Source organism: Pseudomonas sp. Emmai, assembly GCF_055179735.1.
This window is the reverse complement of record NZ_CM143685.1, coordinates 590,822-607,549: the sequence shown is the minus strand read 5'-3', so window position 1 is coordinate 607,549 and position 16,728 is coordinate 590,822. Positions and strand designations below refer to the sequence as shown.

Sequence of the window (16,728 nt, the reverse complement as noted above, 5' to 3'; positions counted from 1 at the left end):
GGCGAGCGCCAGTTGCAAAGTTTCACGGGAATTCAGTGGATGCAGCCGTCGAGGCCGCAGGCTTGAAACCCGGACGCCGGGGCTTGGGCGGGCAGCGATTGACGCAGCCACGCCGCGAAGGCTTCCGGTTTGCCGAGCCACGGGCCGATGTCGATCAAGGTGAATTGGCCGTTGTGTTCCAGGGCGAAAGTCGGGAAGCCTTGGCCGCCGACATTGGCCAGCAATGCGCGGCTTTCCTTGATATGCCGCTCAGTGTCGGCCTCGTGGAAAGCGCTTTGGAAAGCCTGCGGATCGAGCCCGATGGCGTTCGCCAGCTCAAACAGGACCGCTTCGTCAGCGATGCGGCGTCCTTCCTGATAGTGAGCCGTCTGCAAACGGCCCAGCAACTCCAATCCACGACCGGCCATGTGCTCGGCGGCCAACACAGCGGCAATCGGCGGCGCGGAATCGAACACCGCTGTTTCGTCGCGCAGCAAACCTTCGAAATACGCCTCACCAAACGGCTGACCGGCGAATTCGGCGATGCGCCGGTCGTGGGGCATCACGTAGTTGCGCAGCTGTGGTGAAACGGTCTGGCGATTGGCACCGGTCATCATGCCGCCGCCGTGGGCGATCACGGGCAACACGGCTTGTGCGGCTTGCACCAGGGGTTTGGCGCCGTAGCACCAGCCGCACAACGGGTCGTAAATGTAGTGAAGAGTCATAGGAAGGCTCGGGCAAAAAGGTAGGAAAAATCGATGCCGGCAGACTAGTCCTCAGACCGTTGCGGAAAAACGCTGGAATGGCTTTCAGACCGTTTCGGGAATCGGGCGAATGCGCTGCGTATCAACCTCGACACAAGTTGAAACAATCATTCAAGGAAACCCTTTAGGAATAGTTAACGAAAGTAAATAGCAAGCATTACCATTCGCACCCTTGAATTCTTCCACCCTTTCGGATGCGCTTCAGATGCCTGCCCCGTTCCGCTTCACGCCCGTCACCCTTGGCCTTTCTGCTTTGTTGTCTGCCGGTTTCGTCGGCGCCGCGACCACCGTATTACCCGAAACCTCCATCAACGCCGAATCCGAAGCGGACGACCCGCGCGTCAAGGAAACCAGCACCGCCACCCGCACGGCAACCCCGGTGCGCTACGTGCCGCAAGCCATCGACTCGGTTAAAACCGCCAACATTTCGGACTACGGCACCAACGACCTGGGCACTGCGTTAAGTGGCATCCCCAACGTCAGCAGCGGCGCCGACACGCGTTTCGACAGCCTGCGCATCCGCGGTTTCGACGCCAGCAACGACTTCTACCTCGACGGCATCCGTGACGACAGCCAATACGTGCGCGACCTGCACAACATCGAACGCATCGAAGTGCTCAAAGGCCCGGCCGCCGTGTTGTATGGCCGTGGCAGCCAGGGCGGGATCGTCAATCGGGTCAGCAAGCTGCCCGAGTTCGGCCACCGCTCGACCATCGAAGCCCAAGGCGGCAGCGATGATTTGCGCAGTCTTTATGCGGACCTGAGCACCGACCCGAGCGAGAACATCAGCCTGCGTTTGAACATGGGCAACATGGATCAGAACAGCTTCCGCGATGGCGTCAGCGGCAACCGCCAACTGTTCGCGCCGTCCATGAGCTGGCAGCTGACGCCGGACCTGAACTGGCTGGTGCAGTACGAATACAGCCGCTACAACCGTACGCCGGATCGCGGTATCCCCGGGGTAAATGGACGCCCGGCGGACGTAGGCCGGGATACGACCTACGGCAACGATCACGATTTCATCGACGACAAGTCACAATCCCTACGCTCCAAACTCAGCTATGAACTCAGCGACAACTGGCAACTGCGCCACACCCTCGGCGTGTTCAAACTCGACAGCGATTTCGATAACACCTACCTCACGGGTTACACCCCGGCGACCCAAAAGGTCACCCGCCAGCACTGGCAACAGGACCTGACCACCCGCAACGTTTACAACAACGTCGAGCTGGAAGGTGGTTTCGATACCTTCGGCCTGGAGCACCGCCTGCTGACCGGCATCGAGATCGGCAGCCAGCGTCGCGACCCGAAGCTGTCCAACGCCGCAACCTCCGGGCCGGGCAGTTCGCCGGTACCGGCGCTGGACCTGTACAACCCGAACCGCGATCTGCGCCACACCGGGCGCATGCAGGTGTCCAGCGACAACCACACCGAAGTCGAAAGCCGTGCGGTGTACGTGCAGGATCAACTGCGCCTGAACGATCAATGGCAACTGCTCGCCGGTTTGCGCTACGACACCTTTGATATCGAGTCGACCAACAAGCTGCGCAACCTTTCCGAAGACCGTGACAGCCACAGCACCAGCCCCCGTGTCGGCATCGTCTGGACGCCGCTGCAGAATCATTCCTTCTACGCCTCCTGGACCAAGACCTTCTCGCCGGTCGGCGGTGGCTTGATCGGCATCACGCCTGGCGTGGCGGGTAACAGCAACGACCTGAGCCCGGAGCTGACCAAGCAGAAGGAAATCGGGGTGAAAAGCGACTGGCTCGACGATCGCTTGAGCACCACCCTGGCGATCTACGAATTGGAACTCTACAACCGCCGCACCAGTGATCCGCTCAACCCGACCGTTACCCTGCTCACCGGCGAGCAACGCTCCCGTGGTATCGAGTTGACCGGCACCGGCAAGCTCGGCGGCAACTGGTATGTGCGCGGTGGCGTCGGCGTGCAGGACGCTACCGTCGTCAAAGACAACAATGGCTTTGAAGGTAAACGCATCAGTAATGTGGCCAAGCACAACGGCAGCCTGTTCCTGACCTGGAAGCCGGAAATGGGCTGGTACGCCGAAACCGGCCTGACCCTGGTCGGCGAGCGTTATGCCGACAACCTCAACACCACGGTCCTGCCGGGTTATGGGCGTTGGGATGCCCTGGCCGGGTTCCGGCAGAAAGATTGGGACTTGCGCGCGGCGTTGAACAACATCAGCGACAAGACCTATTACGCGTCGTCCACCAGCCAGTATCAGATTCAGCCGGGCGAGCCGCGTAGCCTGGTCGTGACCGGGACCTACAGTTTCTAAACACCATCAATGTAGAAGCGAGGCTTGCCCGCGAAGACGGTATAACAGCCGACGAATAAGTTGGATGTTCTGACGCCTTCGCGGGCAAGCCTCGCTCCTACAGCTATTTGATGATCGTTCCCACGCGCAGCAAAGGAATGCAGCCCGGGACGCTCTGCGTCCCAAAAGCCGAACGCGGAGCGTCCGTTGAGGCATTCCCACGCAGAGCGTGGGAACGATCAGCGCCCCAAAAAAAAGCGCCGCCTTCCCGGCAGCGCTTTTATCAATCCGTTGTTGTTCTTCTTATCCTTCCATCACATCCCACAACGCTTCCAGCTCCGCTTCGCTGAATAAACCAGCGGGGTAGCGCTCGATCATCATCCGGCGCGGATCAGGTTCCCTGATCTGACGCGTTCCATTGGACTTCAACCAGTGCGCAAGGATCTGTAGCGATTCGCTATTGACTGCCAGGGGATGCAATGTCCGCTCGCTCACCACATTCACTTCGGCGTTCATTTCAGCGCTCTCTCCCGGTTTGTGAGCGGCTAACTTATCCAAGGTTTATGACAGAACGTCGCCGTTCTCCCCTCCCTGTTTTGCCCCATGACAGATACAAGAGCTGTGCCAATGTTTCTGATATGTCGATGAGCGGATACAAAAAAGCCCGCGGTCCTGACGGGCTGCGGGCTTTCTGTAAGGCGAAACGGGAAAACGTTTGCGAGACTGATTTTGCAATCAACTCAGGCTGTTACAACGGCACTCACTCGTTGTGCGGCGCGGGCTGTTGTTGGGTAAGGCAGTGGATGTTACCGCCTCCCAGTAACAATTCGCGGCCAGGCACCATCACCACTTCGTGCTGCGGGAACAGGCTCTGCAAAATCTCCTTGGCCGGGCCGTCCAGCGGATCGTCGAAGCTCGGCGCAATAATGCCGCCGTTGACGATCAGGAAGTTCACGTAGGAACCCGCCAGGCGAACGGTAGGATTGCGCTCCTGGGTGCCGTCCACGGGATCGACACCGGCGCACTCTTCCTCGGAGGCATACAGCGGCCCCGGAATCGGCATCTTGTGCACCGTGAACGGGCGACCCTTGGCATCGGTGCTGCTTTCCAGCACCTTCATGGCCGCCTGGCAGCGCGGGTAGTTCGGGTCCTGCGGGTCATCGGTCCAGGCCAGCAGTACTTCGCCCGGACGCACGTAGCAGCAGAAGTTATCCACATGGCCGTCGGTTTCGTCGTTGAACAGACCGTCCGGCAGCCAGATGATCTTATCCACAGCCAGATTCGCGCTGAGCACCGCTTCGATGTCGGCACGGTTCAGGTGCGGATTGCGATTGCGGTTGAGCAGGCATTCTTCGGTGGTGATCAGGGTGCCTTCGCCATCAACGTGAATCGACCCGCCTTCAAGCACGAAGCCCTCGGTGCGGTAGCGTTGGCTGCGCTCGATCTCGAGGATCTTGCCGCCAACCTGGGAATCACGGTTCCACGGCGAGTACAGACCGCCGTCAAAACCGCCCCAGGAGTTGAAGTCCCAGTTCACGCCACGGACTTCGCCGCTGTGATTGATCACGAAGGTCGGGCCGGTGTCGCGAACCCAGGCGTCGTCGCTGGACATCTCGACCACGCGGATATTCGGCACATCGAGGCGGGCGCGGGCGTTTTCGTACTGCCCGGCAGAAACACCAACGGTCACCGGTTCAAAACGCGCGATGGCCTTGGCCACCGCAACATGCGCGGCTTGCGCCGGTTTGCCGCCCAGGCGCCAGTTGTCCGGGCGCTCGGGCCAGATCATCCAGGTCTGGGTTTGCGACGCCCACTCGGCGGGCATGTAGAAGCCATCGGCGCGCGGGGTGCTGTTTAAAGTGGTCATTGGGATCAGGACTCCAGGGAACCGTCGAGGGTTTTGAGCGCATTGTATAGGTTCGGACGACGATCACGGAACGAGCCCCAGGCACTGCGGGTGTGCTCCAGTTCGTCGAGGTCGAAGCTGTGGACCAGCACGCCCTCTTCGGTTTTATCGAGTTCCTGCACTTTCTCGCCGAACTGGTTGGCGATAAACGACGAGCCGTAGAAGGTGATGTCGTAGCCGTCCTGCTCCTCATTACCGATGCGGTTACTGGCAATCAGCGGCATCAGGTTGGCGCCGGCATGGCCCTGCTGCACACGCTGCCAATGATCGCGGGACGAAATGGTCTTGTCATGGGGTTCGCTGCCGATGGCGGTCGGGTAAAACAGGATTTCCGCGCCGAGCAACGCCATGCTGCGGGCACACTCCGGGAACCACTGGTCCCAGCAGATGCCGACGCCGATTTTCGCGTAACGGGTGTTCCAGACTTTGAAGCCGGTATCGCCCGGGTTGAAGTAGTACTTTTCGTGGTAGCCCGGACCGTCCGGGATGTGGCTTTTACGATAAATCCCGAGGTTGGAGCCGTCGGCATCGATGATCGCGATGCTGTTGAAGCGGGCGCGGCCGGCCAGTTCGTAGAAGCTGATCGGCAGCACCACTTGCAGTTCCTGGGCGACTTTCTGGAAATGCTTGATCGCGACGTTGTCTTCAACGGTCGTGGCCAATTGCAGGTAATCCGGGTTCGGCTTCTGGCAGAAGTACGGCGCCTCGAACAATTCCTGGATCAGGATGATCTGCGCACCTTTGGCCGCGGCCTCGCGGACCAGCTTCTCGGCGGTCTCGATGTTGGCTTCAAGGTCCCAGGAACAAGCCATCTGGGTAGCGGCGACGGTAACGATACGGCTCATGAATCATCTCCTGGGTCTTTTTTATAGGTAGGCAATGGCGACTTTATAGCCGATAAATATCGGCTTTAAAAGTTACTTGAACGCCTTTCGTCTAAATATACCCATCAAAAGCCGATAAGAATCGATATTTAGCGTCGGTTTTGAGGACGCCTTCGCGGGCAAGCCTTGCTCCTACAGGTTTGTAAACGCCACCGACCTGTAGGAGCAAGGCTTGCCCGCGAAGGCGGTCTCAAATCCTACAACCCTTCCCCCAACACCTTCGAAAGCATGTCGACAAAGAAATCCACACTCCGGCGCGAAGTCACCATCGGCGGCTTAATCTTGAGCACGTTCAGAAAATCCCCCGTCGGCTGCATGAAAATCCCCAGCTCACGCAAGCGGTCACACAGCGCCGTGGTTTCTTCGGTCGCCGGTTCCAGGGTGTCGCGGTTGCGGATCAGCTCGACCCCCAGATAGAAACCGGAACCATGTACCGCACCCACCAACGGATGAATGTCGATCAACGCTTCCAGCCGTTCCTTGAAGTAACCGCCGACGACCTGGGCGTTTTCCCAGAGCTTTTCTTCTTCCATGACATCCAGCACCGCCATGCCGATCTGGCAACTGACCGGACTGCCCCCGGCCGAGGAGAAGAAGTAACCCTCGGCTTCCAGCGCCTCGGCGATTTCCCGGCGGGTGATCACCGCGCCCAGCGGCTGGCCGTTGCCCATGCCCTTGGCCATGGTGATGATGTCCGGCACCACGCCCTGCTCTTCGAAGCCCCAGAAAAAGTGGCCCATGCGGCCATAACCGACCTGCACTTCATCGGCGATACACACGCCGCCCTGAGCGCGGACTATTGCGTAAACCTGCTGCAAATACCCAGGCGGCAGCGAGATGCCGCCGGCATTGCCGTACACCGGTTCACAGATGAACCCGGCGAGCTGGCGTTTCTGTTCGGCGATTTTCGCCAGGTTATGTTCGACGCTGCGCACGTAATCCGGCGCGCTGTCCGGGCCACGGAATTCGCCACGATAGGTGTTCGGCGCAATCACCGGATGCACCCAGTCGGGACGGCTGCTCAAGGCCTTGGGGTTGTCGGCAATCGAGGTCGACACCGCGTCCGCGCCCACCGTCCAGCCGTGATACGCCTCAAGCACGCTGAGCATGTCGCGCCCGCCGCTATACGCCCACGCCAGACGAATCGCCAGGTCGTTGGCTTCGCTACCGCTGTTGACCAGAAACACACGGTCCATGGAATCCGGCGCCAACTTCAACAAGCGTTCGGAGAATTGCGCCACCGCCGCGTAATTGAACCGCGAGTTGGTGTTGAGCAGCGACCACTGGCGGCTGGCGACGGCGGCCATGCGCGGATGACCGTGGCCGAGCACCGCGACGTTGTTGAGCATGTCGAGGTAGGAACGGCCCTGCATGTCGATCAGGTGATTACGCCAGCCGCGCTCGATGCGTGGCGGGTCGACGTAATAGTGTTTTTGGGTGCGGGCGAAACTGGCCTCGCGACGTGCCAGCAACGTCTTCGAATCAAGTTCCTCCTCAGCGTCACAAGCCAGCCCGAGCAGCACCGCGGGTGACGGGCACAACGCCTGCCAGGCCAAGGCGCGGGACGGCGTGCAAAACAATGGCGCATCGAACGCAGCGCCTCGGCACAACTGCACCCTCAGCGGCCCGCTGACCGAACCCAGCACCTGGCCTTTGACCAGCGCCGCGCCACTGTGCAGCGACGGGGTCACACCCCACAGGCGCACGCTCAGTTGCGGACCGTCGAGTTGCAACACCCCCGCCGATGGCTGGTGAACCACCCCGGCAAACGGTGATTCAACCGCCGTGCCGTGTGGCACGCATAACTCGACGTGCAATGGGCAAGTATCGGGTTCGTCGGCACTGTCCGGTCGGGTACGAGACAACCGATATTGGCCATAACGGCTGGCCGCCAGGCCGTGGGCCGTAGCAGCTTCCGTCAGCAGGCGCTGATCGATCCCTTCTTGCTCCCAGTTACCGGCCTCGAAATGCGGGCTGAGTACGCCCAAATCGATCAAGGCAAATTCACGGCCGACCAGGCTCGGCAGCAACGGTGCGAAACCTTCGCTGCCGATACTCGGCAAGCTGTGGCCGACGGCGGTCAGGATCGCCGCTTCCATCAGTTCTAACGGCACCGAGGTTGCGACGCGGAAAATTTCCCATTCGTGGGTCAGGTTGTCACGACTGTACTCATTGCCCGGATCGATGCTGACCTGCTGCTCGCCGCTGAGCACCAATACCGCCGCGCGGGCCACGATCAACGGCCACAACGCCTGTAACTCTTCATGCTGCAGCGGATTGACCGCATGATAGGCCTGCACCGCCGGCAAGATGCAGAACGGGTCGCCATCGGCGTGGTGCAGCAGCGCCGCGCAGGTCACGGACAGATCGGTAATGCGCCAGGTCCGGATCAAGTCGCCGAAATCGATCACACCCTGCAATTGCCATTGCCGTTGCGAATCCCGCTGCCAGACCACGTTGTCGTCGGTGATGTCCATGTGAATCGCCTGCACCGGCAGTTTCGCCACTAACGGCAGCAAGCGTCGTTCGGCCTGTTCGGCGGCGGCGGCAATCAACCCGCGCTGCCGATCATCCTGAATCACTGGCAACAGGTGGGCGATCAAGGCATTGGCATGGCGGGCGTCCCATTGCAGCGTGCGCTCCAGCCCCGGATGGTCAAAGGCCGCCAGCGCCAGATCCATTTCGCCACAGAGCCGACCAAAACCGGCGACCACCGAACCCGGCAAGTGCTCAAGGTGAGTCAGCGACCGGCCTTCGATGTAATCCAGCAGGCGCACATGCACCGCTTGCCCGTCGATGTCCAGAGAAAGCAGATCGGCACCGTTGTTCGCGGCAATCACGCGCGGCACGTGCACATCGGGATGTGCGGCCAAATGCTTGAGCCCCGCGTGCTGGGCTTGCAGCTCCAGCGCCGAGTAATCACCCCGGCAGATTTTCAGGACGAAACGACCGCGTTCACTGTCGACGCGGTAGTTCAGGTCCTGCTGGCTGCCCAGGGCCTGCAATGTCCCGCTCAACCCGTAATGTGCCTGCAACAGCGCTGACGCTTGCTCCGCAGACACTTGCGGGCTGGGCAAACTGGCGCGATGAATCAACGTGGCGAGCGGCATACAACGACCCCTGAGATTTTATTAGGCGCTTATATCGCCACCGCTGCGGCCGATACGCAACCCCCCGCCCCTGATCGGCACGGGGCAAAAGACATCGCCGCACTCGCGCCCGCCAGCACTTTGCGCAAGAATGTCCCCCATCTTTTCTATCGCTGGAGAAAACCCATGAACGTAGTCACCACCGACCTGCCCGGTGTCCTGATCATCGAGCCCAAGGTATTTGGTGACGAGCGTGGCTTCTTTTACGAAAGCTTCAACGCCAAGGCTTTCGAAGAAGCGACCGGTCTGAACACGCAGTTCGTTCAGGACAACCATTCCCGCTCGCAAAAAGGCGTGCTGCGCGGCCTGCACTACCAACTGGAAAATACCCAGGGCAAACTGGTGCGCGTCACCGCCGGTGAAGTGCTCGACGTGGCGGTGGACATTCGCCGCAGCTCGCCGCACTTCGGCAAATGGGTCGCCGTTCGTCTTTCCGCCGACAACCATCGTCAACTGTGGGTCCCGGAAGGTTTCGCCCACGGCTTCGTGGTGCTAAGCGAGTTCGCCGAATTCCTCTACAAAACCACCGACTACTACACCCCGTCGGCCGAACGCGCCATTCGCTGGGACGATCCGGACCTGGGCATCGACTGGCAACTGGATGAGGCGCCAAAACTGTCGGGCAAGGATGCAGCGGCGGCGTTCTTCAAGGACGCTGACGTCTTTTCCTGAAACCCTGCCTGAATCTTCACTTCAGCCGTGCGGTGCCGCAGCTGCGCAGACTGCGCCCGCAACCCTAGGCATAATGCGCCTGTCCCCCCAGGCGCTCGATGCCCATGACTCCGACCCTTCCCCGCAGACCCCGTTGGCGCAGCCTGGCCCTGCTCGCGCTGTGCCTGGCACCGTTGCTGTGGCCGTTGCAGCATCTGGCCGAGCGCTACTACCGCAGTGAACTGGCCGGGCAGAATCGTCAGACCCTCGACCTCTACGTCGCCAACCTGCTGGGCACCCTGCACCGTTATGAAGTATTGCCGCAAATCCTCGGCGACCTCCCCGCTTTACGCGCCGTGCTCGGGGCGCCTGACGATGGCGTCACCCAAGGCAACGCCAACCGCCTGCTGAAAAACATCAGCGCCCAGACCGGCGCCGAAGTCATGTACCTGATGAACACCAGCGGCAAGACCCTCGCCGCGTCCAATTGGGACAAACACGACAGTTTCGTCGGGCGCAATTTCTCCTTCCGGCCGTACTTCAGTGAAGCCATGGCCGGGCGACTCGGACGCTTTTTCGGCTTGGGCACCACCTCGGCCAAGCGCGGTTACTTCTTCGCCGCCGCCGTGCGCGAAGGCGAAAAAGTCATCGGCGTGCTGGTGGTCAAGGTCGATCTCGATCACACCGAAAGCCTGTGGGGCAAAACCCCGGAACAACTGCTGCTGACCGATCACAACGGCGTGGTCATTCTCACGTCGCGGCCCGAGTGGCGTTTTCGCTCCACCCGCGCGTTGAGTGATGACGAGAACAAAGCCATCAGCGCGATCCAGCCCTACCCGACCCGCGATCCGCAACCGTTGAAGCTCAATCCCAATGCCTGGCTGACCCAGACCCAGTCGATTGCGGAAACCGGCTGGAACGTCAGCATCCTCGCGCCACGCACCCTGATCGACCGCCCGGTGCGTACGGTCGTGGCCATCGGTGGCGCCACCTTGCTGGTGTTGATGTTGCTGCTCGGGCTGATGATGCAGCGCCGTCGCCATTACCTGGAGCGGATCGCCTTCGAAGCCAAGGCCCGCCGCGAACTGGAAGGCCGGGTGGCCGAGCGCACCAGCGACCTCGAAGGCCTCAACCGGCGCCTGAAACAGGAAGTGCTGGAGCGCGAACACGCCCAGCAGGAACTGGTGCGCGCCCAGGACGATCTGGTGCAGGCCGGCAAGTTGTCAGCATTGGGGACGATGTCCGCGAGCATCAGCCATGAACTCAATCAACCGCTGGCGGCCATCCGCAGCTACGCGGAAAACGCCGAAGTATTGCTCGATCACCAGCGCACCGACGATGCCCGGGGCAACCTCAAGCTGATCAGCGAACTGACCGGGCGCATGGCCTCGATCATCGCCCACTTGCGCGCCTTCGCCCGCCGCGATCGCCACGCCCCGGAAAGCGTGGCCCTGCAACCGGCGCTGGACGATGCCCTGGCGTTGCTGGCCAAGCGGCGGCGCAGCATGGAAGTCGAGCTGATCCGCGACCTGCCGGCGGCCACGTTGTGGGTCGAAGCCGGGGAAACCCGGTTGCGCCAGGTGCTCGGTAACCTGCTGGCCAACGCCCTCGACGCCCTGACCGAAAAAGGTCCGCCGCGTAAACTCTGGCTGAGTGCCCAATCCACCGCCGATGGCGTCAACCTGTACATTCGCGACAACGGCCCGGGGTTTTGCATGGAAGCCCTGGGTCGCGCCAGCGAACCTTTCTACACCACCAAGACCCGCACCCAGGGCCTTGGGTTGGGGTTGGCGATTTGCGACACGTTGATGCGCGCCTTCGGTGGTGAACTGTCGTTCTCCAACCACAAGGAGGGCGGCGCCCTGATTACCCTGAAGCTGCGCGCCGGCGCACCCGGCGTGAGCCTGCAACCGTCCGAGGACCGAAGTGCATGACCATCGATAACCGCATCCAGGTCGTGTTGATCGACGATGATCCGCACTTGCGCCAGGCCCTGAGCCAGACCCTGGACCTGGCCGGCCTGAAAATCCTGCCCCTGGCCGAAGCCAAGGGCCTGGCCGGGCAACTGGAGCGCGACTGGCCGGGCGTGGTGGTCAGTGACATTCGCATGCCCGGCATGGACGGCCTCGAACTGCTGACCGAACTGCACGCCCAGGACCCGGAGCTGCCGGTGCTGCTGATCACCGGCCACGGCGATGTGCCGCTGGCGGTGCAAGCGATGCGCGCCGGGGCCTATGACTTCCTGGAAAAACCCTTCGCCAGCGACGCCCTACTCGACAGCGTGCGCCGCGCCCTGGCCTTGCGCCGGTTGGTGCTGGACAACCGCAGCCTGCGCCTGGCCCTGAGCGACCGCAATGAACTGAGCGCCCGACTGGTCGGGCAATCGGCACCGATGCTGCGCCTGCGCGAGCAAATCGGCGCCCTGGCGGCGACCAAGGCTGACGTGCTGATCCTCGGCGAAACCGGTGCCGGCAAAGAAGTGGTGGCGCGGGCGCTGCACGATTTGTCGAGCCGGCGTAACGGTCCGTTCGTGGCGATCAACGCCGGGGCCCTGGCCGAATCGGTGGTGGAAAGCGAGTTGTTCGGTCACGAACCCGGCGCGTTTACCGGCGCGCAAAAACGCCGCATCGGCAAGTTCGAATTCGCCAACGGCGGCACGCTGTTTCTCGATGAGATTGAAAGCATGAGCCTGGATGTGCAGGTGAAGTTGCTGCGCATGTTGCAGGAGCGCGTGGTCGAGCGGTTGGGCGGCAATCAGCTGATCCCGCTGGACATCCGCGTCATCGCCGCCACCAAGGAAGACCTGCGCCAATCCGCCGATCAGGGACGTTTCCGCGCTGACTTGTATTACCGGCTGAACGTCGCGCCCTTACGCATTCCGCCGCTACGCGAACGCGGTGAAGACGCGTTGATGCTGTTCCAGCATTTCGCCGACGAAGCCAGCGCCCGCCACGGTTTGCCGCCTCACGAACTGCAACCGGGGCAACGGGCTTTGCTGCTGCGCCACACCTGGCCAGGCAACGTCCGCGAGCTGCAAAACGCCGCCGAACGCTTTGCTCTCGGCCTGGAACTGGCCCTGGACAACAGCGCTCCGGACGGCGGCGTCAGCACCACGGTCGAAGTGGTCAGCGGCGGGCTCAGCGAGCAGGTGGAAAACTTCGAAAAAACCCTGATTGCCGCCGAGCTGGCGCGCTCCCACAGCTCGGTGCGCAGCCTCGCCGAAGCCCTGGGCATTCCGCGCAAGACCCTGCACGACAAACTGCGCAAGCACGGCCTGAACTTCGCCGACGGCGGCGCCCACAGCCACACTGATGACCTCGATTGAGCTACCGTCCCATCATCATCTTCAAACAAGAGAACCGTGCATGAGCCGCGACAGTCGTCACCTGGAATCGATCCTGCACCACGACATCCCCCTCACGCGGGACATGGGCCTCCGGGTGCTCGACTGGCACGACCAGCAACTGCGCCTGCACTTGCCGCTGGAGGCCAACGTCAATCACAAAAGCACCATGTTCGGCGGCAGCCTGTATTGCGGCGCGGTACTGGCGGGTTGGGGCTGGCTGCATTTGCGCTTGCGTGAAGAAGGGATTGAGGACGGGCACATCGTGATTCAGGAAGGCCAGATCCATTACCCGCTGCCGGTGACCACCGATGCCATCGCCATATGCCAGGCACCGGGCGCGGTGACCTGGAAGAAGTTTGTGGCGATGTACAAGCGTTATGGCCGGGCGCGGTTGACGCTGCAGTCGCGGATTGTGAATGTGGGGAGCGAGGAGAATGCGGTGACGTTTAGCGGGCAATACGTCCTGCACCGCTGAGCCGGGCTGACATTGATCGTTCCCACGCTCTGCGTGGGAATGCAGCCCGTGACGCTCCGCGTCACTGGACGCGGAGCGTCCCTTGAGGCGTTACCACGCTGAGCGTGGGAACGATCTTAACCGCGTGCAAGCTCCAGCAGTTTTTCCCGCCACGCCGCCTTCGCCGGCAACGCCAAAAAGAACTCATTGCGCAACGATTCCCGCGCCGGATAGCTGAACGGCGCACCACTCAAATCCAGCACTTCACCGCCCGCCCCTTCCAGCACACCTTGCGCCGCCGCCGTGTCCCACTGCGAAGTCGGTGCCAGGCGTGGATAACAATCCGCCGCCCCTTCGGCGACCATGCAAAATTTCAGCGAGCTGCCGTAATTGGCCAGTTGCAGTTCACCCAGGCTTTCGCTCAGCCCCGCCAGTAAGTGCTCTTGCTCCGGGCTGGAATGCCGACGACTGGCCACCACGGTAAACGCCTCGCCGGCTGCCGGCACGTCGCGCACCTGAATCGGCAACGGCGTTTCGCCTTGATCACCACGCCACGCACCCAACCCGGCGCCACCGACGTAGAAACGCCCGTTGGTTGGCATCGACACCACGCCAAACACCACGCGACCCTGTTCGATCAGCGCGATGTTGACGGTAAATTCTTCGCTGCCGGAAATGAATTCCTTGGTCCCGTCGAGCGGGTCCACCAACCACCAGCGCTGCCACCCGGCGCGCACGCTCTGGGGGATGTCGGCGTCTTCCTCGGACAGCACCGGGATGCTCGGATCCAGTGCCGTCAGCCCTGCCAGAATCAGATGATGAGCGGCCAGGTCGGCGGCGGTCACCGGCGAATCATCAGACTTTGCGGTCACGGCCGTACCAGTACGCCAGAACGGCAGGATCGCATCGCCTGCCTTCAATGCCAGCTCAACCACCGGCGCCATCAACGGATGGGGGAAATTCAACTTCATGGCAAAAACACCCCACGTTGGGTCAGTAAGTCACGGGCCAGATACAACGCCGCCAAGGCGCGGCCCTCGGTGAATTTGGGGTTCTGGGCCAGGCCCGACAACTCGCGCAGGTTGACCTTGTCCACGCCCATCGGCTCAGGCTCGTCGCCCTCCAGGCGTTCTTCGTACAGGTCGGTGGCCAGGACCACCTGGATCTTCTGGCTCATGTAACCGGGGGACAACGACAGCTCGGTCAAATGCTCCAACTGCCGCGCGCCGTACCCGGCCTCTTCCTTGAGCTCGCGCTCGGCCGCAGCCAGCACGTCTTCGCCTGGCTCGATCAAGCCTTTGGGCAACGACAATTCGTATTCATCAGTGCCGCCGCAATATTCTTCGACCAGCACCGCGTGGTCCGCATCGAGCATCGCCACGATCATCACTGCGCCATACCCGGCGCCCTTGCCGACCAGACGCTCGTAGGTGCGCTCCACGCCATTGGAAAAGCGCAGCTTCAGCTCTTCGACGCAGAATAAACGGCTGGTGGCGACGATCTCGCGGGCGAGGACAGTGGGTTTCTGGCGCATAGACGGCTCCTTGGCGTAAGCGCGTTACTATACCCGGCCTATCCTGATTGTTTGAGCCGGATATCTTTTTTACCGCTGGAGAAGTTTTTTATGTCCCTGCTGCCCTGGCGCGACATCGACACCGTTCTGCTGGACATGGATGGCACGCTGCTGGACCTGCACTACGACAACCATTTCTGGATGGAACACCTGCCCCAGCGATATGCCGAGTTGCACGGAGTGAGCCGGGCCATGGCGGAAATGGAATTGCAGCCGCTGTTTGAGCGCAATGCCGGCCAGTTGCAGTGGTACTGCCTGGACTTCTGGAGCGCCGAGCTGAATATCCCGGTACGCGAACTGAAACTGGAAACCGCACACCTGATCGCCCTGCGCCCGGATGCCGATACCTTTCTGGCGGCGATCAAGCAGGCCGGCAAGCGTGTGGTGATGATCACCAACGCCCATCGCGATTCGCTGTCACTCAAGCTGGAACGGATTGAACTGGCGCCGTATTTCGAGCGTTTGATCAGCTCCCACGATTATGGTTTTGCCAAGGAAAACCCGCAGTTCTGGGATGCCTTGCAGGCGGACATCGGTTTCGATCCGGCGCGCAGCCTGTTTATCGACGATACGTTGCCGATCCTGCGCAGTGCGCGCCAATTTGGCGTGGCGCATCTGTTGGCCGTGAGCGAGCCGGACAGCCGCAAAGGGCCGAAGGACACGGCGGAGTTTGCGGCGGTGGTCGATTATCGGGAGTTGATTGCAGGCCTCTGAAACCGCGTCGACTGCTTCGCGGGCAAGCCTCGCTCCTACAGGTCTTGCGCCATTTCTGATCGTTCCCACGCTGAGCGTGGGAACGATCAATTGTGGCGAGGGGGCTTGCCCCCGTTGGGTTGCGAAGCGACCCTAAAATCTTTACGACTGCTTCGCAGCCGAACGGGGGCAAGCCCCCTCGCCACAGGTCTTGAGCCTTACTCAGGAATCCGCAACGACTGCCCCGGATAGATCTTGTTCGGATCCTTGAGCATCGGCTTGTTGGCCTGAAAGATTTTGTTCTGATCGTTCCCACGCTCTGCGTGGGAATGCAGCCCGGGACGCTCCGCGTCCCATCCAAAGCCGAACGCGGAGCGTCCGTTGAGGCACTCCCACGCTGAGCGTGGGAACGATCAATTGTGGCGAGGGGGCTTGCCCCCGTTGGGTTGCGAAGCGACCCTAAAATCTTTACGACTGCTTCGCAGCCGAACGGGGGCAAGCCCCCTCGCCACAGGTCTTGAGCCTTACTCAGGAATCCGCAACGACTGCCCCGGATAGATCTTGTTCGGATCCTTGAGCATCGGCTTGTTGGCCTGAAAGATTTTGTCGTACTTGTTCGGATCGCCATACACACGCTTGGAAATCGCGCTGAGCGTGTCGCCCTTCTCGACCGTGACGAATTTCGCTGGCGTGGCCACTCCTCCCGTCACAGTGATCTGATCATCAACGCCACTGACACCGGCTACGTTACCCAGCGACAGCAGGATTTTTTCTTTCTCTTCCTGTGTCGCGGCTTCGCCTGTAGCAATGACTTTATCGCCTTCGACCTTCACTTGAATCTTGGAAGTATCGATGCCCGTCAGTGCATCCTTGACGTGCTTGGTCAGCGCCTCGCTGTTGGCCTCGGCCTTGTCCGGCGTCAGCGCATCAAGGATTTTTTCACCGGCATCTTTTAAAAAGCTGAAAAGGCTCATCGTGTTCTCTCCATGGGATAAGGGTCCAGACGCAAAAGACTAGACCAAGCCTGCAAGCCCTGGTTCCAACCCGACCA

14 protein-coding genes are annotated in these 16,728 nt (G+C 61.3%); 6 read left to right on the top strand and 8 right to left on the bottom strand.

Annotated features, from left to right (window positions below):
• Positions 1–32: 32 nt before the first annotated feature.
• Positions 33–704, bottom strand: coding sequence for a DsbA family protein (locus tag ACY4LX_RS02680; RefSeq protein WP_463259106.1), 672 nt, complete (start codon positions 702–704; stop codon positions 33–35).
• Positions 705–948: 244 nt separating this feature from the next.
• Between ACY4LX_RS02680 and ACY4LX_RS02675 the strand changes: the two genes are divergently transcribed.
• Positions 949–3,042 carry a TonB-dependent receptor gene (locus ACY4LX_RS02675; RefSeq protein ID WP_463259105.1) on the top strand — a complete coding sequence of 698 codons (2,094 nt, stop codon included), beginning with the start codon at positions 949–951 and terminating at the stop codon, positions 3,040–3,042.
• Between the two features lie 282 nt (positions 3,043–3,324).
• On the opposite strand, the gene ACY4LX_RS02670 is transcribed toward ACY4LX_RS02675, so the two are convergent.
• From ACY4LX_RS02670 to ACY4LX_RS02655, 4 genes are all read right to left on the bottom strand, one after another.
• A complete protein-coding gene (locus ACY4LX_RS02670) occupies positions 3,325–3,537 on the bottom strand; it encodes a hypothetical protein (protein ID WP_123598111.1) in 213 nt (70 codons plus the stop codon).
• 244 nt (positions 3,538–3,781) lie between these two features.
• Entirely contained in the window at positions 3,782–4,888 is a 1,107-nt protein-coding gene (aguA, locus tag ACY4LX_RS02665; RefSeq protein ID WP_463259104.1) for an agmatine deiminase, read from the bottom strand.
• A 5-nt stretch (positions 4,889–4,893) separates the two neighbouring features.
• Positions 4,894–5,772, bottom strand: a complete 879-nt coding sequence (gene aguB / locus ACY4LX_RS02660) for an N-carbamoylputrescine amidase (protein WP_149659063.1) — start codon at positions 5,770–5,772, stop codon at positions 4,894–4,896.
• 236 nt (positions 5,773–6,008) lie between these two features.
• Complete coding sequence (locus tag ACY4LX_RS02655; RefSeq protein WP_463259103.1) at positions 6,009–8,921, bottom strand: aminotransferase; 2,913 nt, start codon at positions 8,919–8,921, stop codon at positions 6,009–6,011.
• Positions 8,922–9,086: 165 nt separating this feature from the next.
• Between ACY4LX_RS02655 and rfbC the strand changes: the two genes are divergently transcribed.
• From rfbC to ACY4LX_RS02635, 4 genes are all read left to right on the top strand, one after another.
• Entirely contained in the window at positions 9,087–9,632 is a 546-nt protein-coding gene (gene rfbC / locus ACY4LX_RS02650; RefSeq protein ID WP_149659061.1) for a dTDP-4-dehydrorhamnose 3,5-epimerase, read from the top strand.
• A 104-nt stretch (positions 9,633–9,736) separates the two neighbouring features.
• Positions 9,737–11,545, top strand: a complete 1,809-nt coding sequence (locus tag ACY4LX_RS02645) for a sensor histidine kinase (protein ID WP_463259102.1) — start codon at positions 9,737–9,739, stop codon at positions 11,543–11,545.
• Positions 11,542–12,936, top strand: a complete 1,395-nt coding sequence (locus tag ACY4LX_RS02640) for a sigma-54-dependent transcriptional regulator (RefSeq protein ID WP_149659059.1) — start codon at positions 11,542–11,544, stop codon at positions 12,934–12,936. Before ACY4LX_RS02645 ends, ACY4LX_RS02640 begins: the two co-directional genes overlap by 4 nt.
• Before the next feature lie 40 nt (positions 12,937–12,976).
• Positions 12,977–13,432: a YiiD C-terminal domain-containing protein gene (locus ACY4LX_RS02635; RefSeq protein ID WP_463259101.1), complete on the top strand. Its 456-nt coding sequence runs from the start codon at positions 12,977–12,979 to the stop codon at positions 13,430–13,432.
• Between the two features lie 116 nt (positions 13,433–13,548).
• Here the strand turns inward: ACY4LX_RS02635 and cysQ are convergent, their stop codons facing one another.
• Together cysQ and nudE are read right to left on the bottom strand one after the other, a co-directional pair.
• Complete coding sequence (gene cysQ, locus ACY4LX_RS02630; protein ID WP_463259100.1) at positions 13,549–14,382, bottom strand: 3'(2'),5'-bisphosphate nucleotidase CysQ; 834 nt, start codon at positions 14,380–14,382, stop codon at positions 13,549–13,551.
• Positions 14,379–14,945: an ADP compounds hydrolase NudE gene (nudE, locus tag ACY4LX_RS02625; RefSeq protein WP_133837780.1), complete on the bottom strand. Its 567-nt coding sequence runs from the start codon at positions 14,943–14,945 to the stop codon at positions 14,379–14,381. Before nudE ends, cysQ begins: the two co-directional genes overlap by 4 nt.
• A gap of 90 nt (positions 14,946–15,035) precedes the next feature.
• On the opposite strand from nudE, the gene yrfG reads away from it, so the two are divergent.
• Complete coding sequence (yrfG, locus tag ACY4LX_RS02620; protein WP_463259099.1) at positions 15,036–15,698, top strand: GMP/IMP nucleotidase; 663 nt, start codon at positions 15,036–15,038, stop codon at positions 15,696–15,698.
• Positions 15,699–16,201: 503 nt separating this feature from the next.
• On the opposite strand, the gene lysM is transcribed toward yrfG, so the two are convergent.
• Complete coding sequence (gene lysM / locus ACY4LX_RS02615; protein ID WP_149659055.1) at positions 16,202–16,651, bottom strand: peptidoglycan-binding protein LysM; 450 nt, start codon at positions 16,649–16,651, stop codon at positions 16,202–16,204.
• Positions 16,652–16,728 lie beyond the last annotated feature (77 nt).